The 21,491-nt window shown below is 72.3% G+C and carries 19 protein-coding genes, 2 tRNA genes and 1 pseudogene; 9 read left to right on the forward strand and 13 right to left on the reverse strand.

Annotated elements, in window-relative coordinates; genetic code table 11:
• The first annotated feature begins 135 nt into the window (after positions 1 to 135).
• From ACXR8F_RS00215 to fgd, 3 genes are all read left to right on the forward strand, one after another.
• Positions 136 to 888, forward strand: coding sequence for an IclR family transcriptional regulator (locus tag ACXR8F_RS00215; RefSeq protein WP_045191628.1), 753 nt, complete (start codon positions 136 to 138; stop codon positions 886 to 888).
• Between the two features lie 222 nt (positions 889 to 1,110).
• On the forward strand, positions 1,111 to 2,100 hold the full coding sequence (locus ACXR8F_RS00220) for a L,D-transpeptidase family protein (RefSeq protein ID WP_458798299.1): 990 nt from the start codon (positions 1,111 to 1,113) through the stop codon (positions 2,098 to 2,100).
• 78 nt (positions 2,101 to 2,178) lie between these two features.
• Positions 2,179 to 3,186: a glucose-6-phosphate dehydrogenase (coenzyme-F420) gene (gene fgd / locus ACXR8F_RS00225; protein WP_045191627.1), complete on the forward strand. Its 1,008-nt coding sequence runs from the start codon at positions 2,179 to 2,181 to the stop codon at positions 3,184 to 3,186.
• Between the two features lie 4 nt (positions 3,187 to 3,190).
• Here fgd and ACXR8F_RS00230 read toward each other — a convergent pair whose 3' ends face one another.
• A complete protein-coding gene (locus tag ACXR8F_RS00230; RefSeq protein ID WP_458798300.1) occupies positions 3,191 to 3,697 on the reverse strand; it encodes a DUF4188 domain-containing protein in 507 nt (168 codons plus the stop codon).
• 72 nt (positions 3,698 to 3,769) lie between these two features.
• Between ACXR8F_RS00230 and ACXR8F_RS00235 the strand changes: the two genes are divergently transcribed.
• Entirely contained in the window at positions 3,770 to 4,399 is a 630-nt protein-coding gene (locus ACXR8F_RS00235) for a MerR family transcriptional regulator (RefSeq protein ID WP_458798301.1), read from the forward strand.
• A gap of 71 nt (positions 4,400 to 4,470) precedes the next feature.
• On the opposite strand, the gene ACXR8F_RS00240 is transcribed toward ACXR8F_RS00235, so the two are convergent.
• The 8 genes from ACXR8F_RS00240 to ACXR8F_RS00275 form a co-directional block, all read right to left on the reverse strand.
• A tRNA-Glu gene (locus ACXR8F_RS00240) sits at positions 4,471 to 4,543 on the reverse strand.
• Between the two features lie 91 nt (positions 4,544 to 4,634).
• Positions 4,635 to 4,706, reverse strand: a tRNA-Gln gene (locus ACXR8F_RS00245).
• 57 nt (positions 4,707 to 4,763) lie between these two features.
• Positions 4,764 to 5,516, reverse strand: coding sequence for an HAD family hydrolase (locus ACXR8F_RS00250; protein WP_458798302.1), 753 nt, complete (start codon positions 5,514 to 5,516; stop codon positions 4,764 to 4,766).
• Positions 5,513 to 6,172, reverse strand: a complete 660-nt coding sequence (locus ACXR8F_RS00255) for a GNAT family N-acetyltransferase (RefSeq protein WP_052677362.1) — start codon at positions 6,170 to 6,172, stop codon at positions 5,513 to 5,515. Before ACXR8F_RS00255 ends, ACXR8F_RS00250 begins: the two co-directional genes overlap by 4 nt.
• Before the next feature lie 20 nt (positions 6,173 to 6,192).
• A complete protein-coding gene (gene gltX, locus ACXR8F_RS00260) occupies positions 6,193 to 7,632 on the reverse strand; it encodes a glutamate--tRNA ligase (protein WP_458798817.1) in 1,440 nt (479 codons plus the stop codon).
• 235 nt (positions 7,633 to 7,867) lie between these two features.
• Positions 7,868 to 8,647 (reverse strand): fumarylacetoacetate hydrolase family protein, encoded by a 780-nt coding sequence (locus tag ACXR8F_RS00265; protein ID WP_045191760.1) that lies wholly within the window; start codon positions 8,645 to 8,647, stop codon positions 7,868 to 7,870.
• Positions 8,648 to 8,714: 67 nt separating this feature from the next.
• Positions 8,715 to 10,259 (reverse strand): phospholipase D family protein, encoded by a 1,545-nt coding sequence (locus ACXR8F_RS00270; RefSeq protein WP_458798303.1) that lies wholly within the window; start codon positions 10,257 to 10,259, stop codon positions 8,715 to 8,717.
• 36 nt (positions 10,260 to 10,295) lie between these two features.
• Positions 10,296 to 11,771 carry a SagB/ThcOx family dehydrogenase gene (locus ACXR8F_RS00275; RefSeq protein ID WP_458798304.1) on the reverse strand — a complete coding sequence of 492 codons (1,476 nt, stop codon included), beginning with the start codon at positions 11,769 to 11,771 and terminating at the stop codon, positions 10,296 to 10,298.
• A gap of 67 nt (positions 11,772 to 11,838) precedes the next feature.
• Between ACXR8F_RS00275 and ACXR8F_RS00280 the strand changes: the two genes are divergently transcribed.
• Entirely contained in the window at positions 11,839 to 12,723 is an 885-nt protein-coding gene (locus ACXR8F_RS00280; protein ID WP_458798305.1) for a 3-methyladenine DNA glycosylase, read from the forward strand.
• Positions 12,724 to 12,960: 237 nt separating this feature from the next.
• Here ACXR8F_RS00280 and ACXR8F_RS00285 read toward each other — a convergent pair whose 3' ends face one another.
• Positions 12,961 to 13,515 carry a TetR family transcriptional regulator gene (locus ACXR8F_RS00285; protein WP_458798306.1) on the reverse strand — a complete coding sequence of 185 codons (555 nt, stop codon included), beginning with the start codon at positions 13,513 to 13,515 and terminating at the stop codon, positions 12,961 to 12,963.
• A gap of 123 nt (positions 13,516 to 13,638) precedes the next feature.
• Here ACXR8F_RS00285 and bioB point away from each other — a divergent pair, with 123 nt between their 5' ends.
• The 4 genes and pseudogenes from bioB (at position 13,639) to bioD (ending at position 18,052) form a co-directional block, all read left to right on the forward strand.
• On the forward strand, positions 13,639 to 14,706 hold the full coding sequence (gene bioB, locus ACXR8F_RS00290) for a biotin synthase BioB (protein ID WP_458798307.1): 1,068 nt from the start codon (positions 13,639 to 13,641) through the stop codon (positions 14,704 to 14,706).
• Positions 14,699 to 16,036: pseudogene (gene bioA, locus ACXR8F_RS00295) on the forward strand (adenosylmethionine--8-amino-7-oxononanoate transaminase); the annotation flags it as partial. The gene bioB and the pseudogene bioA, both read left to right, overlap by 8 nt.
• On the forward strand, positions 16,036 to 17,337 hold the full coding sequence (locus ACXR8F_RS00300) for an 8-amino-7-oxononanoate synthase (protein WP_458798308.1): 1,302 nt from the start codon (positions 16,036 to 16,038) through the stop codon (positions 17,335 to 17,337). The pseudogene bioA and the gene ACXR8F_RS00300, both read left to right, overlap by 1 nt.
• Positions 17,330 to 18,052 (forward strand): dethiobiotin synthase, encoded by a 723-nt coding sequence (gene bioD / locus ACXR8F_RS00305; RefSeq protein WP_045191616.1) that lies wholly within the window; start codon positions 17,330 to 17,332, stop codon positions 18,050 to 18,052. Before ACXR8F_RS00300 ends, bioD begins: the two co-directional genes overlap by 8 nt.
• On the opposite strand, the gene cimA is transcribed toward bioD, so the two are convergent.
• The 3 genes from cimA to ACXR8F_RS00320 form a co-directional block, all read right to left on the reverse strand.
• Positions 18,031 to 19,611 carry a citramalate synthase gene (gene cimA / locus ACXR8F_RS00310; protein WP_458798309.1) on the reverse strand — a complete coding sequence of 527 codons (1,581 nt, stop codon included), beginning with the start codon at positions 19,609 to 19,611 and terminating at the stop codon, positions 18,031 to 18,033. The genes bioD and cimA overlap by 22 nt on opposite strands.
• A gap of 322 nt (positions 19,612 to 19,933) precedes the next feature.
• Complete coding sequence (locus ACXR8F_RS00315; protein WP_458798310.1) at positions 19,934 to 20,674, reverse strand: gamma-glutamyl-gamma-aminobutyrate hydrolase family protein; 741 nt, start codon at positions 20,672 to 20,674, stop codon at positions 19,934 to 19,936.
• Positions 20,675 to 20,684: 10 nt separating this feature from the next.
• Positions 20,685 to 21,452, reverse strand: coding sequence for a 3-oxoacyl-ACP reductase (locus ACXR8F_RS00320; protein ID WP_045191614.1), 768 nt, complete (start codon positions 21,450 to 21,452; stop codon positions 20,685 to 20,687).
• Between the last annotated feature and the right edge of the window lie 39 nt (positions 21,453 to 21,491).

The following is a 21,491-nucleotide window of genomic DNA, read 5'->3' on the forward strand; positions in this document are numbered from 1 at the left end:
CCGCGACGACGACTTGCTGGTGCCGAGCGCGTGCGCCATCGAGGACCTGGTCGCGACATCGCTCTTCGGCAAGACTGATCCTTTTCTGGGTCCAACGGATTGACGTCTCAGTGCCTGAGACGTCAATATCAGTGCATGGACAACTCTTCAGGGGTCGGTGTTCTCGACAAGGCCGCCACGGTGCTCGGCGCCCTCGAGGCGGGCCCTGCCACCCTCGCCCAGCTCGTCGGAGCCACCGGACTCGCGCGTCCCACGGCCCACCGTCTGGCCGTGGCGCTCGAGCACCACCGTCTCGTCTCGCGCGACATGCAGGGGCGCTTCGTGCTCGGCCCGCGACTGGGCGAGCTCGCCTCGGCGGCCGGCGAGGACCGCCTGCTCGCCGCGGCCGGGCCCGTGCTCGGCGCGCTGCGCGACCACACCAACGAGAGCGCGCAGCTCTTCCGCCGCCAGGGCGACCAGCGCATCTGCGTCGCGGCCGCCGAGCGACCCGTGGGCCTGCGCGACTCGATTCCCGTCGGCGCGACCCTCTCGATGCTCGCCGGCTCCGCCGCGCAGGTGCTGCTCGCGTGGGAGGAGCCCGACCGGCTCCACCGCGGGCTGCAGGGCGCGGCCTTCACGGCCACCGCGCTCTCGGGCGTCCGCCGCCGCGGGTGGGCCCAGAGCGTCGCCGAGCGTGAGGCCGGCGTCGCCTCGGTGTCGGCCCCCGTACGCGGCCCCTCGGGTCGCGTGGTCGCGGCCGTGTCGATCTCGGGGCCCATCGAGCGCCTGTCGCGCCAGCCCGGTCGCCTGCACGCCGCGACGGTGGTCGCCGGCGCCAACAAGCTCACCGAGGTGCTGCGCCGCCACCACGCGATGCAGCAGCAGCAACAGCAGCAGCAGAACGCCTGACCCCCTGGTCCGGGTGCGGCCCGGGTCCGCGCCTGCACCGTTCCACCACGCCGCGCCGCGCATCGGCAGCCGGTGGAGGCGGGCATTGCGCAACAGATCGGTCACGATCCGTATCACAGCCTCCTGTCGGACAACCTTTCGGGGGGTGCTCGCGTCACCCTCTGTGCAGTGCAACGACGCACGGCACGTCGCATGACGAACCATGCTGAACAAGGGGTCACGATGCAGGCAGCCAGCTCACCAGTCCGTTCCACAGGCGGACTGCGCCACGTCCTCGCGCTGACGGGCGCCCTCGCGCTCCTCGCCGGGTCGGCAGCGTGCACGCCGGGCGCGACGCCCGACGCGGCTGCGACCCACGTCGGCCAGACCGTCAGCCCGACGACCGAGACCCCGTCCCAGACACCGTCCGAGACCCCCTCAGAGACCCCATCGGAGACACCGTCGCAGTCGCCGAGCCCCACCCCGTCGGCCGTCCCCACCACCGGGGCCCCCACACCGGCGTCCAAGCCGACGCCGAAGCCCACACCGAAGCCCACACCGAAGCCGGAGCCCGCCCCGGTCGTGATGCTGCGTGTCGGCGATACCGGTCCGAAGGTGCGCTCGCTCCAGGCGCGACTGCGCCAGATCGGCTGGTTCGCGGGCGACGTCAACGACCGCTACGGCTCGAAGACGACGGAGGCCGTCCGCGGCTTCCAGGCCAAGCGTGGGTTCGACGCGACGGGCGAGCTCGACGAGCGCACCTGGGACAAGCTCGTCTCGATGAGCCGACGCCCGACGGCCGACGAGCTGGCGAACGTGAAGCCCACGCCGGCGGAGCCCAAGCCCGGCAGCATCTCCTGGGACGTCGACGAGCGCTGCATGACCGGCCGCGTCATGTGCGTCAGCAAGTCGACGCGACGCCTGACGTGGGTCGTCGACGGGGTGCCGCAGTACGGGTTCGACGTGCGTTTCGGCAGCGACGAGCTGCCCACCCGCGAAGGCGTCTTCTCCGTCTACAAGAAGAAGGTCGACGTCATCTCGAACCTCTACCACACGCCGATGCCCTACTCGATGTTCTTCTCCGGGGGCCAGGCGGTGCACTACTCGTCGAACTTCGCACGCCTCGGCTACTCCGGTGCCTCGCACGGCTGCGTCAACGTGCGCAACAAGCCGCGGCTGGTCCAGCTGTACAACGAGGTGCGCATCGGCGACAAGGTCGTCGTCCACTGGTGACGGCGCTGGTCGCCGGTGCCTCAGCAGGCCGCCGTAGGCTGGCGAGGTCCACTCCCCCAGGGCCCCAGAGGAGTCAGCGTGCTCAAGGTCGGTTGGAAGGCGTCAGCGGAGCAGTTCGGTCCCCGTGACCTCGTCACGTATGCCGCACGGGCCGAGGAGGTCGGCCTCGACTCGGTCTTCATCTCCGACCACTTCCAGCCGTGGCGTCACCAGGACGGTCACGCGCCGTTCGCGATGTCGTGGCTGGCTGCCGCGGGTGAGCGCACCGAGCGCATCCAGCTCGGCACGTCGGTGATGACCCCGACGTTCCGCTACAACCCGGCCGTCGTCGCCCAGGCGTTCGGCACGCTGGGCGCGCTCAACCCCGGCCGCATCGTGCTCGGCATCGGCACCGGCGAGGCGCTCAACGAGGTGGCGGTCGGCGCTGCCGGCTCGCCGTGGCCCGAGTTCAAGGAGCGCTTCGCCCGGCTGCGCGAGGCCGTGACCCTCATGCGCCGGCTCTGGACCGAGGAGCGCGTCGAGTTCGAGGGCGAGTACTACCGCACGCACGCCGCCACCGTCTACGACCGCCCCGAGCAGCCGATCCCCGTCTACGTCGCCGCGGGCGGCCCGCTCGTCGCCCGGTATGCCGGCCGGTCGGGTGACGGGTTCATCTGCACTTCCGGCAAGGGCCGCGAGCTCTACGAGGACAAGCTGCTCCCCGCCGTCGACGAGGGCCTCGCGAAGTCGGGGCGCACCCGCGACGACATCGACAAGATGATCGAGATCAAGCTCTCCTACGACCGCGATGCCGACCAGGCACTGCACAACGTGCGGTTCTGGGCGCCGCTGTCGCTCAGCGCCGAGCAGAAGCACGGCGTCGACGACCCGGTCGAGATGGAGCGTCTCGCCGACGAGCTCTCGGACGAGGAGATCGCCAAGCGCTGGATCGTCACGAGCGACCCGCAGGAGGCCGTCGACGCCGTGCGGCAGTACGTCGACTGGGGTTTCGACCACGTCGTCTTCCACGCGCCGGGCCACGACCAGGGCCGCTTCCTCGAGCAGTTCTCGGCCGACGTGCTGCCGGGGCTGCGCGAGCTCGGCTGAGCGGTCAGCTCGCAGCCGCGCGGCGCGTCAGCCGGGCGTGGCTGCGGCGTGCCCGCTGGTCGGTCGTGCCGAAGGCCTTGCCCAGGCCTGTGGGCGGCATCGCGACGTAGAGGCTCTCGTGCGCCCCGGCAGGGACGGCATACGTCTCGTGCCAGATGCCGACCGCGCCCGTGGCCTTGCGGCTGCGCCGGTAGAAGGCGGTCCAGGCGGGGCGGTGCAGTCGCTCGGGGTCGTTGGCGTAGGCGTAGATCGACTGTGCGTCGCGCCAGTACTGCACGACCGTGGGACCGCCGGAGCCGATGAGGGTGCGCGCCTCGAGGAAGCCGAGGTCGGGCCCGTCTCCGCGCGCCGCCGCGGCCTTGGCCCGGTAGAGCTCGGCGATCATGCCGGGCATGGCGCCGAGGACCGGCAGCCACAGGTCCGGACGCCAGGGCTGGTTGACCCGCATGCCGATGAGGAAGACGGCCAGGTCGCCGTCGTGGGTGTGGGTGGAGTGCGCGAAGCCGGTCATGACTCGCCTTTCGGATAGTGGGACTATCTAAATTTGGAGAGTCATACTATCCAATGTCAAGGAGGTTGTTCAGTGCGCATCTCAGAGCTGTCCGAACGCAGCGGGGTCACCATCCCCACCCTCAAGTACTACCTGCGCGAAGGCCTGCTGCACCCAGGGGAGCTGCAGGGCGCCACCCGGGCGACCTACGACGACTCCCACCTCGAGCGCGTGCGCCTCGTGCGCACGCTCGTCGACGTGGGCCGACTCTCCATCGAACGCGTGCGCGAGGTGGTGCGCGCCATCGACGCCCCGCCTGCAGGCCGGCACCAGCTGCTGGGCGCAGCCCACGAGGCGCTGCGCCCGCACCCTGCGAGCGGCGGGCCGGCGCCGGAGGCACTGGAGCGGCTGGCGGCCCTCGACCTACCCGAGTGCGCACACTCCCCCGCCAGCCTGCAGCTCGCCGAGGCGCTGACCGCGGCAGCGGCCGCGGGCTGGAGCGTCGAGCCCGAGACGCTCGCTCGGTGGCTGGAGGCGATGCGTGCGGTGGCGGAGACCGACGTCGTCGCGGAGCTCGGCGAGGTGCCGCCCGGCGAGGCACTGCGCTACGCGATCGTCGGCAACGTGCTGACCGACCCCGTGCTGCTGGCGCTGCGTCGCGTGGCGCAGGAGGCCGTCAGCGCCGAGCGCTTCGGCACCGGCCCGACCCGCTCGCCCGGGTGACGGGCCCCGCAACGCAGAAGACCCCGGTCCGTGTGGACCGGGGTCTTCCTCTTGCTCTCTCGAGCATCACGTAGCCCCGACGGGATTCGAACCCGCGCTACCGCCTTGAGAGGGCGGCGTGCTAGGCCGCTACACAACGGGGCCGTGAGCGGTGCCGAGCGGACTCGGCACGAGAAGAAACCTTACCGTGTGGTTTGGATTTCTCCGAATCGGCTCTCCCGGGGGAGAACCAGAGCTGGGGTACCAGGACTCGAACCTAGAATGACGGAACCAGAAACCGTAGTGTTGCCAATTACACCATACCCCAAGGGGTTTCGCTCCGCGCCTGCCTTTCGGTCGGTACGGGGTGAACCGAATGGGAATACTACCGGTCCGTGAGCGGTGGCCCAAATCGGCGGTCGATCGCTGCTGCGAGCTCGTCCAGACGACGCACGGACGCCACCTCCTTGGTGGTGCCGCGACCGGCCCGGTCGAGCCAGACGGCGCGCAGCCCGGCCGCCTCGGCACCCAGGACGTCCCACTCGAGGCTGTCGCCCACGCACACGACGCGAGCCGGCTCGACACCCACGAGACGGCACGCCTCGACGTAGACGCGGGGGTCGGGCTTGCCGAAGCCCAGGGTGTCGGTCGTGACGACCACGTCGAACCGCTCCACGAGGTCGAGGGCCTCGAGCTTGACCCGGGTCGGGGACAGCGCGGAGTTGGTGAGCAGGGCCACGGGCAGGCCGACGCGGTCGACAGCGTCGAGGAGCGCGGGCACGTCGGGGAAGAGGCGCTGGGCGCTGCGGAAGGCCGGGGCGTACGCGTCCTCGAACGAGCGGTGAGCGTCGGACGGGACGTCGAGGTCGAACGCTGTCGCCACCTCGGCCAGACGGCCGGCTCTCATGTCGTCGAACGCCACGTCGCCGGAGGCGTAGCGCGGGAACCACCGCTCGGGGTCGTCGTAGTAGCGCTGGGCCATCGCCCGGTGGTCGTCGGGACGGTGCGGCCAGATCGCGGCCGCCGCCTCGGTGCCCGCGACGACCATCGCCTCCCTGGTGTCGACGATCGTGTCGTCGACGTCGAGCAGGACCGCCTCGACGCCTTCGAGCACGGCCCCGAGACGGGTCCGGCTCACGAGGGCTCCTCCGTCAGTCCGAACAGCGGGAGCGCGGGCGTCACGCCGTCGACGACGACGTCGTGGGACAGGCCGGAGGCCGTCCACGCCGCGGCCTCCAGGCGAACGTGCTGCAGGGTCTCCCCCGAGTGCTCGAGCACCGACCGGTGCGTGTCGCGGTAGCCGAGCGCCCGCGAGACACCGAGCGAGCCGCCGTTGCCGACGACGGCGGAGCTGATGGCCGCGACGGCGCCCAGGTGCCCGAAGGCGAGCGCCAGCACCGCTGCCCGCATCTGCTTGCCGAGCCCCCTGCCGCGCACGGGCGCGACCAGCCAGCTGGCCGAGTCCACCGTGCGCTCGGACGTCCAGTCGGGACCCTCGAGCCACTGCGCCCCGACCACCTCCCCACCCGAGCGGGCGACGAACGGCAGCGCCCAGTCGTCCGGCGACCACATGCCGAGCGCGCGCCAGTAGCCCTGGGCGAGGACGGCACGGCGGTTCGCGGGCTCGTCGAGACCGGCATACCTCGTCGCGTGCGGGTTGAGCTCGAGGTCGGCCGGCATGACCCGGGCCAGCACGGGCAGGTCGGCCTCGGTCATGACCCGGAGGTCGAGGTCGGCCGTGCGCAGCCGTATGCCGTGCAGGGCCCAGACGCCCGCGATGCCGTTGTCGTCCACGTCGGGTCCCGGCCGCACCCTCAGAGCGAGTCGCGCAGCGACCGCAGACGGCTGAGCGTCGACGTCTTGCCGAGGATCTCCATGGACTCGAAGAGCGGCGGCGAGATGCGCTGACCCGACACGGCCGTGCGCAGGGGGCCGAAGGCGAAGCGCGGCTTGATGCCGAGACCGTCGACGATCGCGGTGCGCAGCGCCTCCTCGATGGTCGCGGCGTTCCAGGCGCTGCCGGTGCCGAGGACGCCGGGACCGTGGTCGTCGATGTCGCCGAGCACGCGCAGGGCCGCGTCGAGCACGTCGCCCGCGTCGTCCTTGAGCTGCGCGCGAGCGTCGTCGTGGATCTCGAGCTGGTCGTCGCCCACGAAGAACGGGCCGACCAGCGCCGGCGCCTCGGTGAGGAGGGCCATGCGGGTCTGGATCAGCTCGGCGACGGCCTTGAGTCGCGCGAGCTCGCCGAGCGACTGCGTCTCGCCGAGGATGCCGGCACCGACGAGGTAGGGCAGCAGCCGGCTGGCGAACTCGCCGGTCTCGAGCTGGCGGATGTAGACGCCGTTGAGCCACTCGAGCTTCTTGAGGTCGAAGATCGGGCCGATCGGGTTGACCTTCGCCCAGTCGAACGTGCGGCTGAACTCCTCGAACGTGAAGACCTCGACGTCCTTGCCCTCGGCGTCCTGCTGCGGCGGGTAGGCAAGCAGGGCAAGGAAGTTCACGAGCGCCTCGGGGAGGTAGCCCTGCTCGCGGAACCATGTCAGGCGGGCAGCCGGGTTCTTGCGCTTGGAGATCTTGGACTTGTCGGTGTTGCGCAGCAGCGGCATGTGCGCGAACTTCGGCGGCTCGAGCCCGAGCCAGCGGTAGAGCAGGATGTGCTTCGGCGTCGAGCTGATCCACTCCTCGCCGCGCACGACGTGGGTGATGCCCATCTCGTGGTCGTCGACGACGACGGCCATGTGGTACGTGGGGAACCCGTCGGCCTTGAGGATGACCTGGTCGTCGGGCCGCGGCGCCGACACCTTGCCGCGGATGACGTCGTCGAAGACGAGTGGCACGTCGTCGGGCACGAGCATGCGCACGACGGGGGTCTCGGTGAAGCCGGGCAGCGCGGCACGTTCCTCGCGGGTCTTGCCGACGCAGAGGCGGTCGTAGCCGGTGGGCTGCTTCGTCTTCTGCTGGATCTCGCGCATCTGGTCGAGGCGCTCCTTGGAGCACCAGCAGTGGTAGGCGTGCCCGTCCGCGATGAGCCGGTCGACGTACGGGCGGTACGTGTCGAGTCGCTCGCTCTGGCGGTACGGCGCGAAGGGGCCGCCGATGTCGGGGCCCTCGTCCCAGTGCAGCCCGAGCCAGGCGAGGGTGTCGTAGAGCTGCGCCTCGGAGTCCTCGCGGAAGCGGGCCCGGTCGGTGTCCTCGACCCGCAGCACGAACTGGCCACCCTGCTGGCGCGTGTACGCGAGGTTGAAGAGCGACATGTACGCCGTGCCGACGTGGGGGTCGCCGGTCGGGCTCGGCGCCACGCGGGTGCGCACCGGGCCGCTGCCGTCGGACGTGCTGCGGCGGGACTGCCCTCCCCCGCGCACCTCGACCTGCGCGTCACCCGAGGCGGTCCCGGGGAGTGGAGTGGACGGCATACCTGCTGTGTTGTCGCTCATGGTGCGAACAGCCTAGTGGCCGTCGCGAGCGCAGCCGTGCGGGTGCGCCCCGCGGTCAGCGCCTGACGAAGGTGTTGGTCAGCGAGCCGATGCCGCCGATCTCGACCGTCACCTGCTGGCCGGCCTCGACGAGGCCCACACCGGCCGGGGTCCCGGTCAGGATGACGTCACCCGGCAGCAGCGTGAAGGCCGCGGAGGCGTACTCGATGATCGTGGCGATGCCGTGGATCATGTCGGCAGTCGTGCCGTCCTGCTTCACCTCGCCGTCGAGCGTCGTGCGGATCGAGAGGTCGGCCGCGTCGAGCTCGGTCTCGACCCACGGACCGAGCGGGCAGCTCGTGTCGAAGCCCTTGGCACGCGCCCACTGGCCGTCGGTGCGCTGCCAGTCGCGCGCCGTGACGTCGTTGGCGATGGTGTAGCCGTAGATGCACTCCGCGGCGTTCTCGGCCTTGACACCCTTGGTGATCGTCTTGATGACGACGGCGAGCTCGCCCTCGTAGGAGACCTCGTCGCTGCCCGCAGGCAGGACCACGGGGTCGAAGGGACCCACGACCGCGGTGTTCGGCTTGAAGAACATCATCGGCTCGGCCGGGGCCTCGCCGCCCATCTCCTTGGCGTGGTCGGCGTAGTTCTTGCCGATGGCCACGATCTTGGAGCGCGGGATGACGGGGGCGAGCAGCCGCACGTCGGCGAGCATGACCGGGCCCTGCCCGCTCGGCTGCAGCCCGACATAGAGGGGGTCACCGGCGAGCGGGGTGATCACCTCGCTGCCGGGGTCGCCCTGGACGATGCCGTATGCCGGGTCGTCCCCGGTCGTGTACCTCGCGATGCGCACGGGACCCACCCTAGCCACAGGGCGGTCCGGGCCCGGCCCGTCGTCCGTGGGCGCACGGCGCGCCGGGTCAGAAGGTGCGCCGCAGCCGCAGGCCGAGCGGTCGTCCGTCGGGGTCGTAGACGAGCCGGTAGAGCGGGTCGGCCCACACCCGGGTGAGCCGGCTCTGCTCGGGGTCGTCGAGCGGGCGCAGCCGACCGGGCGGGCGGTCGTCCGCCGTCGCGTGCCCCGCGCCCTTGCGCCAGGACGCCAGCGCGTCGGCGCTCGCGGCGTACGCGTCGAAGTGGTCCTCGAGGGACAGCTCGCCGTCGGTGTCGAGGTGCTCACGGGCGAGCGCCTGCCGCAGCCCGCGGGCGAAGCCCCGGTGCACGACTGCGGCCGACAGCTCGGAGTCGTGCGTCCACGAGCGCCGGTTGAAGTTGTCGGACCCCACCGTGACCCACTCGTCGTCCACGACGCAGACCTTCGCGTGGACGTAGACCGGGGTGCCGGCCCGGTTCTCGATGCCGTAGACGCCGACCCGACCGGGAGCCGCGGCGTGCAGCTCGTCGAGCAGCCTGGCCCGGCTGACGAGGTTCGGCGCCCGGCTCACCGCGCCGTCCTGGTCGGGCTGGTGCGGAAGCACGGCGACCAGGCGCAGGTCGGGGGCGCGCCGCATCGTGGCGACGAGGAGCGCGCACACCTCGGCGGACCACAGGTACTGGTCCTCGATGTAGATGAGGCGCCGGGCGTTGGCGAACGCCTTGGTGTAGCCCCGGGCGACGCTCCTCTCCCCCAGGGGCGCGAACGGGTAGCCGCCGAGCCGCCGACCGTAGGTGCGCAACAGCTGCACCGGGTGGTCGCCCGTCGGGGCGGGGTCGGGCAGCTGCGGGGGCAGGGCGCGGCGACGCGGACGGTCACCACGCACGGCGTCGAGGGCCTTGCGGATCGGCGAGCGGGTCAGGGCCTGCGGGTCCTCCCACCGTTCGCGGAAGACCGTCTCGACGTCGCCGACCACCGGCCCCGTCAGCGCCAGCTGCACGTCGTGCCAGGGGGGTCGGGCCCCGTAGACCGCCGCCATCGGCTGCGGCTGCGGGTCGCCCGCGTGCTCGGCGTCGTCGCGCCGGCTGTGGCACAGGTCGATGCCGCCGAGGAAGGCGATGTCGAGCCCGGGCCGGCCCGGGTGGCGCAGCACGACGAACTTCTGGTGGTGCGAGCCGCCGGTGCGCACCCGCATGTCGAGGTAGCACTCGCCGCCGGCCGCGTCGATGTCCTCGCCCAGGTGGCGGTTCTCGTCTGCCGAGAAGGCGAGCCGGTCCCAGTGGGAGCGCCAGACGAGCCCGCGCACGTCCACCCCACGGCGGGCGGCGTCGGCGAAGAGACGGGCGACCTCGCTGCCGGGCTCTCCGGTCAGCCGCTCGTCGGGGTCGCCGCGCCAGTCGACGAAGAGGAGCAGGTCGCCCGCGCGCATCGCCGACACCCGTTCGGTGAGCGCCGCGAAGTACGTCGTGCCGTGCACGAGCGGCGTCACCGAGTTGCCCTCGCTCCAGGCGCGTCCGTCGGCATGGCGGGCGTCGAGGCGCGTCCAGGGGTTGCCGCGCTCCGCGGCGGAGAGGTACCAGTCGTCGGCGACCACGGACCGAGCGTATGCCGGAGCGTCGCGCCGGACGGGTCAGCGGGGCCAGACGATCGTGACGTCCGCGGGCGAGCCGGGTGCGCCGCTGCGTCGCGTGCGGTACTCCGGCACCCCGACGCACGTCCACAGCAGGCCGGCAACGTCCTCGCCGAGCAGGCCCTGGAGGTCGGAGTCGCGGAAGGTCATCCCCGACGCGGCCGCACCCAACGCGTACGCCATGAGGTGCAGCCGACCCTCCACGAGCCCGGCGAGCAGCTGGACGTCGCGGTAGTCGTGGTCGTCGAGGTCGGCGAGACGCGTGCCGCTCATGGCGACGAACGCGGCGTCGTGGGCCAGGCCCTGCTCCAGGGCGGCGCCGAAGAGCTCGTCGCGTAGCTGCTGCTCCCCGAGCGGGCGCACCGGGGCATCGACGTCCGGCCACCGGGCCACCCCGGTCGGCACGCCCTCGACCCCGCTCAGCCCCACCCAGTGCGGGACCTCGATGCCACGCAGGGACGCGTTCATCGCGTCGTGGAGCACGTCGCGCGAGAGGGTGCGGTCGGCGTGCAGTCGCCGGATCGAGCCCTTGCTCGCGACGACGGCGTCGACGGGCGGTCCCGGGTCGCGGCTCGTCAGGGCGACCGGCGCCCCTCGCCCGAGCTCGGCACCGAGCCCGTCGCGCTCCCCCGCCCGCTGGGCCGCCGTCACGAGCGGGAACTCGAGACCGTCGGCGTCGTGGTGCCCTCCGAGCGCGTCGCCGGTGGGGTGGATGCCCGGCGTGCCGGGGCCCAGGGCGACGAGCGCGACCGGGAACTCCCGGGTGCCATCCGCACCGACGAGCGCGGCGACCTCGCGGTCGGCGAAGGTGGTGAACAGGTGGGCGGGCACACCGGCGCCGTCGGCCAGCGCGAGCAGCTGGGCAAGCATCGTGCCGGCATCCCAGTAGACGTGCCGGAAGCCGCGCTCGCGGTAGCGCCACCCGGTGCGCCAGGGGATGCCGGTGACGACGACCGTGGGGGCGTCCCCGGTCGGCGGCGGTCCGACTGTCACGAGGGCGTGGGCCTCGGGGTCGTACCAGTACGTCCCCGGGGCGACGTCGTCGGCGAGGACGTCGCGGTCGACTCCTCGCGGCACCGCCACGTAGAGCTCCAGCGGGAAGCGCGCACCGGCGGATCCGGCCGCGCGGAAGAGGACGACTCCGCCGTCGGGCCTCGTCGTTCGACGGGTCACCCCGGCTGACAGGAACAGCAGGCGGGCCAGGCCGGCGAGATCGAGGCGGCTCGTCCGCACGTCCGCGCTGCCGGCGAGCACCGCGGTGGCGGGCGCCGTGGCGGCAGGCAGCTCCTGCGGGAGCAGCGTGCGCTGAAGGTCCTCGTCGTAGACCTTGTACCAGGCCGGCCGTCGCGAGAGGTCGTTCGGCACGAGGTCCTGCACGAGGCGGTCGTCGTCGGGCACCTCGGTCCACTCCCGCTCGTGCGAGTAGGAGGTCAGCCGGTGCAGCAGGTGGGTGGGCCGTTCGGCGTCCGGAGCCATGGGCACATCCTGCTATGGCTCGTCACCTCGCGCGGGGTTGTCGCGCCTCATCGCCTACCCTCGTGGGGTGCAGGTGCTGGGTCAGCAGGAGTGGCGAGAGCGCACCGCGGCCCACGAGGCGAGGGTCGCGGCGGCGACCGCGCGCCATCTGGAGCGCCGTCGTGACCAGCGCAAGCACCCCGTCGAGGACTTCCTCTTCACGTACTACTCGTTCAAGCCGGCCCAGCTCCGACGGTGGCACCCCGGCGCGGGCGTCGCCCTCGCCGCGGGCGCGGAGGCGCCGCACCGCGACTGGCGGTTCTACGTCGCGGACGGCGACACGGTGCAGGTGGACGTCGACGCGTTCGTGGCGGCTCGCGGCGACACCGTGCGCTTCGTCCGCGAGCTGCTGCTGCGGACGGCCGCAAGGCCGGGACGCTTCGGCTGCTTCGGGCTGCACGAGTGGGCCATGGTCTACCGGACGGACCCGACGGACGTGCGTCACTCGGGGTGGCCGCTCCGGCTCGGCACCGAGGGCACCGACGCCGTCGTCGAGCGCCACCAGGTCGCCTGCTCGCACTTCGACGCGTACCGCTTCTTCACCCCGGACGCCGCGCCGCGCAACGCGCTCCGTCCGACCCGCGAGAGCCAGGCGGACCTCGAGCAGCCGGGATGCCTGCACGCCGGCATGGACCTCTACAAGTGGGCCCACAAGCTCGTCCCCGCCGTCTCGAGCGACCTCGTCATGGACTGCTTCGAGCTGGCTCGCGACATCCGCTCGCTCGACATGCGCGCGGCGCCCTACGACCTGCGCGAGCTCGGCTACGAACCGGTGCGCATCGAGACGCCCGAGGGCAAGGCGCAGTACGCGGCGGAGCAGCGAGCCTTCTCGGTGCGGGGGCAGGCCCTGCGCTCGCGCCTCGTCGAGGCGATCGACGGCGCCCTGCCGCGAGAGCGTGCGGCTGTGCCCTGACGCGCGGCGGGCGTCGGGAACCGAGCACTCGACGGGGGCGAAACGTCGGAAACCGGACGCTCGCTCGGTGAGGGTGGGCGGAGGGCTCACGAGTTTTTCGATTCGGCACGTATCACCGCCGGGATGCGCCACTCTGATGGGTGTCGGCGAAGGTCCACGGCACGCGCGCCGGCGATATCCACCCCTCGGGGGTGGTGCTGGGCGGGGCCTGGGCCGTCCAGCACTTCGCGCATCGCGTCAGGCCGAGCGCAGGCCGCGCAGGATGACGGCGAGCCCCACCTCGAAGGCCTTCGCCTCCGAGGTGCTGTCGGGCGTCGGCAGCTCCGGGTCGACCTGCGACGCGAGGGCCCGATTCTGTTGCGCCGCCACCGAACCGAGGATGTGGTGGACCACGAGCGCGGCCACGTCGTCACGTTCCGACGCCGTCGCGCCGGCGTCCTGGACGAGCCGCGCGAGGTCGCGCAGCGCGCGCGTGGCACCCGGCTCCACGGCATGCGCCAGCCCCACGACGTCGGCAGCGTCGGGCACCTGCACCAGCGCCTCCCGGAGGGCCACGGCCAGACCGGTCAGGGCCTCGGCGGCGGGCCGGTCGCCCGACGGCGTGGGGATCTCGGCGAGGAGCACGTCGGCCACCTCGACGAGCAGCTCCTGCTTGTTGGCGACGTGCCAGTACAGGGCGCCCGGCGCGACGCCCAGCTCGCGGGCCAGCCGCCGCATCGTGAGGTCGCCGAGGCCGTAGCGGCGCAGCAGGTCGACGGCCGCACCGACCACCTGCTCGCGGCTGAGCGCCATCCGGTCCCCCGTCCTCGGCAGGCGGGCCAGGCACGGACCCGCGTTGACAGCCGAGCCTAGCGACTCGGCATACTGAACACCGTTCAAGTTGAACACCGTTCAACGCCGTGCGCAAGGAGCCCCATGACCCGCCGTTACGACGACCTCGCCGACGCCGTGCTGGCCGGCACCCCTGCCACCGCCGACGACGCCCTCGACGTCCTGCGCGCGAGCGACGACGAGCTCGTCTCCCTCGTGGCTGCAGCGGCACGCCTGCGCCGCAAGCACTTCGGCAACACGGTGAAGGTGAACTACCTCGTCAACCTCAAGTCTGGGCTCTGCCCAGAGGACTGCCACTACTGCTCGCAGCGTCTCGGCTCACAGGCCGACATCCTCAAGTACACGTGGCTGAAGCCCGACGAGGCCATCGAGCAGGCGGCTGCCGGACTGCGGGGCGGAGCGACGCGCATCTGCATGGTCTCGAGCGGCCGCGGCCCCACCGACCGCGACGTCGACCGGGTGGCCGGCATGGTCGGTGCCCTGAAGCAGGAGCACCCGGACGTGGAGGTCTGCGCGTGCCTCGGCCTGCTCAAGGAAGGCCAGGCCGAGCGCCTGCGCGCGGCCGGGGTCGACGCGTACAACCACAACATCAACACCGCCGAGTCGCACCACGACGACATCGTCACGAGCCACACGTACGCCGACCGCGTGGACACCGTGACGAAGGCCAAGGACGCCGGACTCTCGCCGTGCTCCGGCCTCATCGCGGGGCTCGGCGAGAGCGACGAGCAGCTCGTCGAGGCGCTCTTCGCGCTGCGCGACCTCGGCTCGGACTCGATCCCGGTCAACTTCCTCATGCCGTTCGACGGCACACCCCTCGAGGGCACGTGGGAGCTGACGCCCGGACGGTGCCTGCGCATCCTCGCGATGGCGCGGTTCGTCTGCCCCGACAAGGAGATCCGCGTCGCCGGTGGCCGCGAGATGCACCTGCGCTCGCTCCAGGGCCTCGCGCTCCACGTCGCGAACTCGATCTTCCTGGGCGACTACCTCACCTCCGAGGGACAGGCCGCCGAGGCCGACCTCGAGCTCATCCGCGACCACGGGTTCGTCGTCCTGGGCGCGGGCCCCACGGACGCGGCGCCCGCCGAGGCGACCCACGATCCCGCCAAGCGCCGGCGCGGCGCCGGCACGGACGTCCCCGCCAATGCCTGAGCCCGTCGGCTCCCCTCTCGCGGCACGCGACCGCGGGCTCGTCTGGCACCCCTATGCCCCGCTCGACGGCCCCGAGCCGTATGCCGTGGAGCGGGCCTCCGGCGTGCACCTGACCCTCACCGCCCCGGACGGCGAGACGTTCGAGGCCGTCGATGCCATGGCGTCGTGGTGGTGCGCGGTCCACGGCTATCGTCACCCGGCCCTCGACGCCGCCGCCCACGAGCAGCTCGACCGCTTCAGCCACGTCATGTTCGGTGGCCTGACCCACGAACCGGCCGTCACCCTCGCCGAGCGGTTGACCGCGGTGGCCCCCGGCCCGATGGCGCACGTCTTCTACGCCGACTCCGGCTCGGTGTCGGTCGAGGTCGCCCTCAAGCTGGCGCTGCAGTACCAGGCGGCACAAGGCCGCCCGGGGCGGCAGCGGTTCCTCACCGTGCGCGGCGGCTACCACGGCGACACCTTCGCCGCCATGAGCGTGTGCGACCCGGTCGACGGCATGCACTCCGCCTTCCCCGGCGCCCTGGCCCGCCAGCTCTTCGCCCCCAGACCACCGGCCGCACGTCTGGTCGTGACCGACGACGGCGAGGAGCGCTGGGCGACGGATGACCTCGCTCTCGAGGCGTGGGTCGCCGAGGTCCGGGCGCTGGCCACGGCGCACTCCGACGAGCTGGCCGCGATCATCGTCGAACCGGTGCTCCAGGGCGCCGGAGGGATGCACGTCTACCACCCCGACTGCCTGCGCGCGCTGCGACGCGTGGCCGACGAGCACGGGCTCCTCCTCGTCGTCGACGAGATCGCGACCGGCTTCGGCCGCACGGGCCGGCTGTTCGCGTCCGAGTGGGCCGGCATCTCGCCTGACGTCATCTGCGTCGGTAAGGCCCTGACTGGCGGATACCTCACTCTCGCAGCGGTGCTCACGACCCGAGCGGTGGGTGACGCGATCACCCGCTCGGCGTTCAGGGCTCTGCTGCACGGGCCCACCTTCATGGCCAACCCGCTGGCCTGCGCCGTCGCCAATGCGTCCTTGTCGCTCGTGGAGCAGGGCTGGAAGGACGACGTCCCCCGGGTCGGCCGCCTGCTCCAGGAGCACCTCCTGCCCGCAGCGGACCTCCCGGCGGTGGCGGACGTGCGCACGCTCGGCGCCGTCGGCGTCGTCCAGCTCGGGTCCGCGGTCGACGTGACGGCCGTGACCCGGGCCGCCCTGCGCCGCGGGGTGTGGCTGCGGCCCTTCCGCGACCTCGTCTACACGATGCCGCCGTACGTCTGCAGCGACGACGACGTGCGCACCATCGGCGACGCCATCGTGGGTGCGGTCTGGGAGGTGCACGGGTGAGCGGGCTCTGGGACTCGTGGCTGCGCGAGCGGGCGGCCCTGCGCGCCGAGCGCGGCACCGAACGGTTCGACCCGGTGCTCCGTCTCGGCGGACGAGGTGCCGCGACGCGCGACGCCCTCGACCTCGCCTCCAACGACTACCTCGGCCTGTCCCGTGACGACAGGGTCGTGGCCGCCGCCCACGACGCGCTGGACCGCTACGGGACGTCGGCGACGGCGAGCCGCCTCGTCACCGGAACGCTGCCCGTGCACCGCGACCTGGAGGCGGCGCTGTGCCGTCTCACGGGGCATCCGAGCGCCCTCGCCTTCTCGACCGGGTATGCCGCCAACCTCGGCGTGCTGACGGCGCTGAGCGGGCGCGGGTCGGAGATCCTGCTCGACGCGCACGCCCACGCCTCCCTGCACGACGCCGCCCGGATGTCGCGCGTCGCCCACGCGACCTTCGCCCACAACGACCCCTCCGACCTCGACCGCGAGCTCGGGGCGCGACCGGGTCGACGAGTCGTCGTCGCCGTCGAGTCGATCTACTCGGTGCTCGGCGACGCCGCCCCGCTGCCCGCACTCCTCGAGGTGTGCCGGCGCCACGACGCCCTGCTCGTCGTCGACGAGGCGCACGGCATCGGGGTCGCCGGCGAGGGACGGGGCCTCGTGCACGAGCTCGGCCTGGTCGGGGCGGACGACCTCGTCGTCACCCTCACCCTCTCGAAGGCCCTCGGTTCGCAGGGCGGCGCCGTGCTCGGCTCGACGACGGTGCGCAACCACCTGGTCAACACCGCGCGGCCCTTCATCTTCGACACCGGTCTGGCACCCGCGGCGGCTGCTGCAGCCGCGGCGGCCGCCGACGTCGTCCTGGACGACCCCTCCCTCGCGGCGACCGTGCGCGCGAACGCCCGGGTCATCGCGACCGTCTGTGGCATCGCCCAAGCCGCCGGCGCCGTGCAGTCGCTGCCGATGCCGTCGCCGGACGCCGCGGTCGCGGCCTGCCTCGACCTGCGCGCGCAGGGCGTGCTCGTCGGCTGCTTCCGGCCACCGAGCGTGCCGGACGGCGTGTCCCGGCTGCGGGTCACCGCGCGGGCCGACCTCACCGGTGACGACCTGCTCCAGGCAGCCCGGCTCGTCGCCCGCGCCGCACGTGCCCACGCGGAGCGGGGCGACGACGAGGCCGTGGAGGGGCCACGGGCGGGGGACGCTCCCTCCCCCGTCCGTGGCCTCCCCACGGTCGCTGCGGTCGAGGGCGCGCAGGATCCCGCGTCGTCCTCGCCCCTCACCCAGATCCCACCCCACGACACCGATGGCTGAGCCGCGGCTGCCGGGGGTCGTCGTCGTCACGGGCACCGACACGGACGTGGGCAAGACGGTCGTCACTGCCGCGCTCGTCGCGACCCTGGTCGCGGCGGGACTGGCTGTCGCGGCCTACAAGCCGACGCAGACCGGCGTGGCGCCCGGCGAGACCGGCGACATGGGCGAGGTCGAGCGGCTCACGGGCGCCCTCACCGCGGAGGGAACCAGGCTGATCGCCCCCATGGCCCCTCGTCCCGCGGCTCAGTTGGAGGGACGCACGCTGCCGTCGCTCACCCACCACCTCGAAGCCATCGACCACCTCTCCGCCCGGCACGACGTGGTGGTCGTCGAGGGAGCCGGTGGTCTCCTGGTCGAGCTGACCGCTGAGGGCCAGACCTTGGCCGACCTCGCCGCCGCGCTCCCCGACAGCGGCACGGTGCTCGTGGCCCGAAGTGCGCTGGGCACCCTCAACCACACCATGCTCACGCGAGAAGCACTGTCTCACAGAGGCATCCGACTGCTCGGGGTCGTCATCGGCTCATGGCCGACCGACCCAGACGTCATCGAGACGACGAACCGCGACTACTTCGCAGCCCTTCCCGAGGGACTCCTCGGGACGGTGCCGCAGGGTGCTCCCGCGCTGTCGCCGGAAGCCTTCCGCACCGAGGCGCCCCTCTGGCTGCCCGGCGTCGCGGTGGCGACGGGTGCGTCTCAGCGGCGCGGCACGCCCTGACGCAGGAGGCCGTGCACGATGCCGTCGGTGAGGGCCCGCCACGACGCCGCCAGGATCGAGCCCGCGACCCCGATGGTGTCCCACGACGTCTCGCCGTCGGAGGTCTCGATGAGGACACGCGTCACGGCGTCGGTGCCGTGCGACGCGTCGAGGATGCGCACCTTGAAGTCGATGAGCTCGATCTTCTCGATCTCGGGGTAGGCGCGGCTCAGGGCCTCACGCAGCGCGTGGTCGAGCGCGTTGACCGGGCCGTTGCCCTCGCCGGTGGCGATGAGCCGCGAGCCGTCGGCGCGCAGCTTGACGGTCGCCTCGGATGTCGCGTCGCCCTCTCCCGACGAGTCGGTGATGACGCGCCACGACTCGACCTCGAAGTAGTCGGTGCAGCCGGGCTCGAGCGCCTCGCGGAGCATCAGCTCGACCGTCGCGTCGGCGGCGTCGAAGGTCCATCCACGCAGCTCGAGGTCCTTGACCTCGGCGAGCACCTTCGCCACGACGTCGGGCCGGTCGGACAGGTCGAGGCCGGCCTCGCGTGCCTTGAGCTCGATGCTCGCCCGTCCGGCCATGTCGGAGACCAGGGTGCGCATGCCGTTGCCGACGAGAGCGGGGTCCATGTGCTGGTAGAGGTCGGGGTCGACCTTGAGCGCGCTCGCGTGCAGGCCGGCCTTGTGGGCGAAGGCGCTGGCGCCGACGTAGGGCTGGCGGCTGTAGGCGGGGACGTTCGTGACCTCGCTGATGGCGTGGGCGATGTGCATGGCCCGCCGGAACGAGTCGACCTCCATCGCGTCGAGCCCGAGCTTGAACTGCAGGTTGGCGGCGACGGTCACGAGGTCGGCGTTACCGGTGCGCTCGCCGTAGCCGTTGACCGTGCCCTGCACGTGCGTGGCGCCGGCGCGGACGGCGGCCACGGAGTTGGCGGCCGCGCAGCCGGTGTCGTTGTGGCAGTGCGCCCCGATGCGTGCACCGGTGGCGGCGATGACGTCGGCGACGACCTCCTCGACCTGGTGCGGGAGCATGCCGCCGTTGGTGTCGCAGAGCACGACGACCTCGGCCCCGGCCTCGTGCGCGGTGCGGACGACCGAGAGCGCGTAGTCACGGTCGAGGTGCCAGCCGTCGAAGAAGTGCTCGCAGTCGAGGAAGACCCGGCGGCCCTTCCCGACGAGGTGGGACACGGTGTCGCGCACCATCTCGAGGTTCTCCTCGAGCGTGGCCCTCAGGGCGCGCTCGACGTGACCCGTGTGCGACTTCGCGACGAGGCACACGACCGACGCGCCCGAGTCGACGAGAGCCTGCACGAGGGGGTCCTCCGCGGCGGCCCCGCCGGCCTTCCGGGTGGCCCCGAAGGCGGCGAGGGTCGCGCGGCGGAGATGGAGCTCCTGTCGGGCCCGATCGAAGAACTCCGTGTCCTTCGGGTTCGCACCCGGCCAGCCGCCCTCGATGAAGTCCACCCCGAGGTCGTCGAGCAGTCCGGCGATGGCCAGCTTGTCCGACACCGAGAGGTTGAGACCTTCCTGCTGGGCGCCGTCGCGCAGGGTGGTGTCGTAAACGTGCAGGGCATCCATGACCTTCATTGTCCTTGATCCAGGGGGCGGGTCCATGTGGCCGCTCGGTCCTCGGTCCCATTCATCTGTGCCGCTCGGCCCGGTGTGGCTCTGCAGCGGTCTCCGTGGCTCGTGGCCGGGAAACAAAAAGACCCCCCGGGGACGGGAGGTCTGCGCGACGAGAGGTGTTCTCGTCGCGCTAGCTGATAATGAGCGTGCTCGTGGCAAGCCGGGAAGCGGTCACGGGATCAGGGTGGCAGGGCGGCTCGTCGTGCGAAACCACGGGTCCGCCATGTGGGACCGGGCGTCCGCCGCCGAGCCGAAGCCCGCCACCACGCGAACCTCAGCTGCGGCCAGTTCCCCGCCCGGCGGCATACGCCCTCGCTGCGGCGACGAGCGCGTGGAAGAGGCGGGGGTCGTCACCGACCTCCGGGTGCCACTGCACGGCCACGCGGAACGCCGCCTCGGGGTCCTCCATCGCCTCGAGAGTGCCGTCGTCGGCCCACGCCGACGGCTCGTAGCCGGGGTGGGTCAGCACCGACTGGTGGTGGTAGCTCGGCACCTCGGCACCGTCGCCGATGATGCCGGCCAGCCGGGTGCCGGGAACGGTCCTCACGTGGTGGCTGCCGTAGGTCGCCGGCGCGGGCGAGTGCCGGTCGTGCCCCACCCGGTCGGGCAGGTGCTGCTCGAGCACTCCCCCGCTCGCCACCGCCATCACCTGCATGCCGCGGCAGATGCCGAGCAACGGCACGTCGAGTGCGGCCGTCGCGTGGGCGAGGGCGAGCTCGGTCGTGTCGCGGTCGGGCCGTGACGCCTGCACCGACGCGTGGCGCTCGTCGGCGTAGAGCTCGGGGGCCACGTCGACCCCACCGGCGAGGATCACCCCGTCGAGACGGGCGAGCAGCTCGCGGGCGACACCGTCGTCGGCGTCGGGTCGCGGCGGCACCACGACCGCGATGCCGCCGGCGTCCTCGACGTGGCCGACGTAGCGGTAGGGCACGAGGGCCCCCGGCACGTCGACCCAGCGACCCCACGACGCCCGCTCGACGTAGGCGGTGATGCCGATGACCGGACGTGCGTCCACGACGACCTCCTCAGAGCGGGGTGACGTACGCGCCGGAGATGCCGCCGTCGACGAGGAACGTCGAGGCCGTGATGAAGCTCGACTCGTCGGAGGCGAGGAAGAGCACGGCGTTGGCCATCTCCTCCGGCTCGCCGAATCGACCCATGGGCACGTGGACGAGTCGCCGGGCCGCGCGCTCCTCGTCCTTGGCGAAGAGCTCCTGGAGCAGCGGGGTGTTGACCGGCCCCGGGCACAGCGCGTTGACGCGCACGCCCTCGCGCGCGAACTGCACGCCGAGCTCACGGCTCATCGACAGCACGCCACCCTTGCTGGCGCTGTAGGAGATCTGCGACGTGGCCGCGCCCATGACGGCGACGAACGAGGCCGTGTTGATGATCGAGCCCGATCTCTGCTCGAGCATGTAGGGCAGGGCGGCCTTGCAGCACAGGTAGACCGACGTGAGGTTGACCTCCTGGACCTTGCGCCACGCGTCGAGGTCGGTGTCGAGGATCGAGTCGTCCTCGGGCGGGCTGATGCCGGCGTTGTTGAAGGCGATGTCGACCGAGCCGTAGGTCTCCTTGGCGGTGCGGAACAGCGCGTCGACATCGTCCTTGCTCACGACGTCGACGCGCACGAACCTGCCGCCGACCTCGTCGGCGACGCGTGGCCCGTTCACCTCGTCGAGGTCGCCGATGACCACCTTGGCGCCCTCCTCGGCGAACCGCCGCACCGTGGCCAGACCGATGCCGGAGCACCCGCCCGTGATGACCGCGACCTTGCCGTCGAGCCTGCCTGCCATGAGTCCTCTTTCCTTGCCGTCCAATGGTTTTCAGGTGTA

This window comes from Terrabacter sp. AAH1 (assembly GCF_054456855.1).

Coding starts and splice junctions, on each gene's coding strand:
- ACXR8F_RS00275 (WP_458798304.1), bottom strand. CDS start 11,771: ATGGCTCCGGACGCCGAACGGCCCACCCACCTGCTGCACCGGCTGACC.
- cimA (WP_458798309.1), bottom strand. CDS start 19,611: ATGGATGCCCTGCACGTTTACGACACCACCCTGCGCGACGGCGCCCAG.
- gltX (WP_458798817.1), bottom strand. CDS start 7,632: ATGTCGCTCTTCAACCTCGCGTACACGCGCCAGCAGGGTGGCCAGTTC.
- ACXR8F_RS00285 (WP_458798306.1), bottom strand. CDS start 13,515: ATGGCGCTCAGCCGCGAGCAGGTGGTCGGTGCGGCCGTCGACCTGCTG.
- ACXR8F_RS00230 (WP_458798300.1), bottom strand. CDS start 3,697: ATGACCGGCTTCGCGCACTCCACCCACACCCACGACGGCGACCTGGCC.
- ACXR8F_RS00215 (WP_045191628.1), top strand. CDS start 136: ATGGACAACTCTTCAGGGGTCGGTGTTCTCGACAAGGCCGCCACGGTG.
- ACXR8F_RS00320 (WP_045191614.1), bottom strand. CDS start 21,452: ATGGCAGGCAGGCTCGACGGCAAGGTCGCGGTCATCACGGGCGGGTGC.
- bioB (WP_458798307.1), top strand. CDS start 13,639: ATGACCCGCCGTTACGACGACCTCGCCGACGCCGTGCTGGCCGGCACC.
- bioD (WP_045191616.1), top strand. CDS start 17,330: ATGGCTGAGCCGCGGCTGCCGGGGGTCGTCGTCGTCACGGGCACCGAC.
- ACXR8F_RS00220 (WP_458798299.1), top strand. CDS start 1,111: ATGCAGGCAGCCAGCTCACCAGTCCGTTCCACAGGCGGACTGCGCCAC.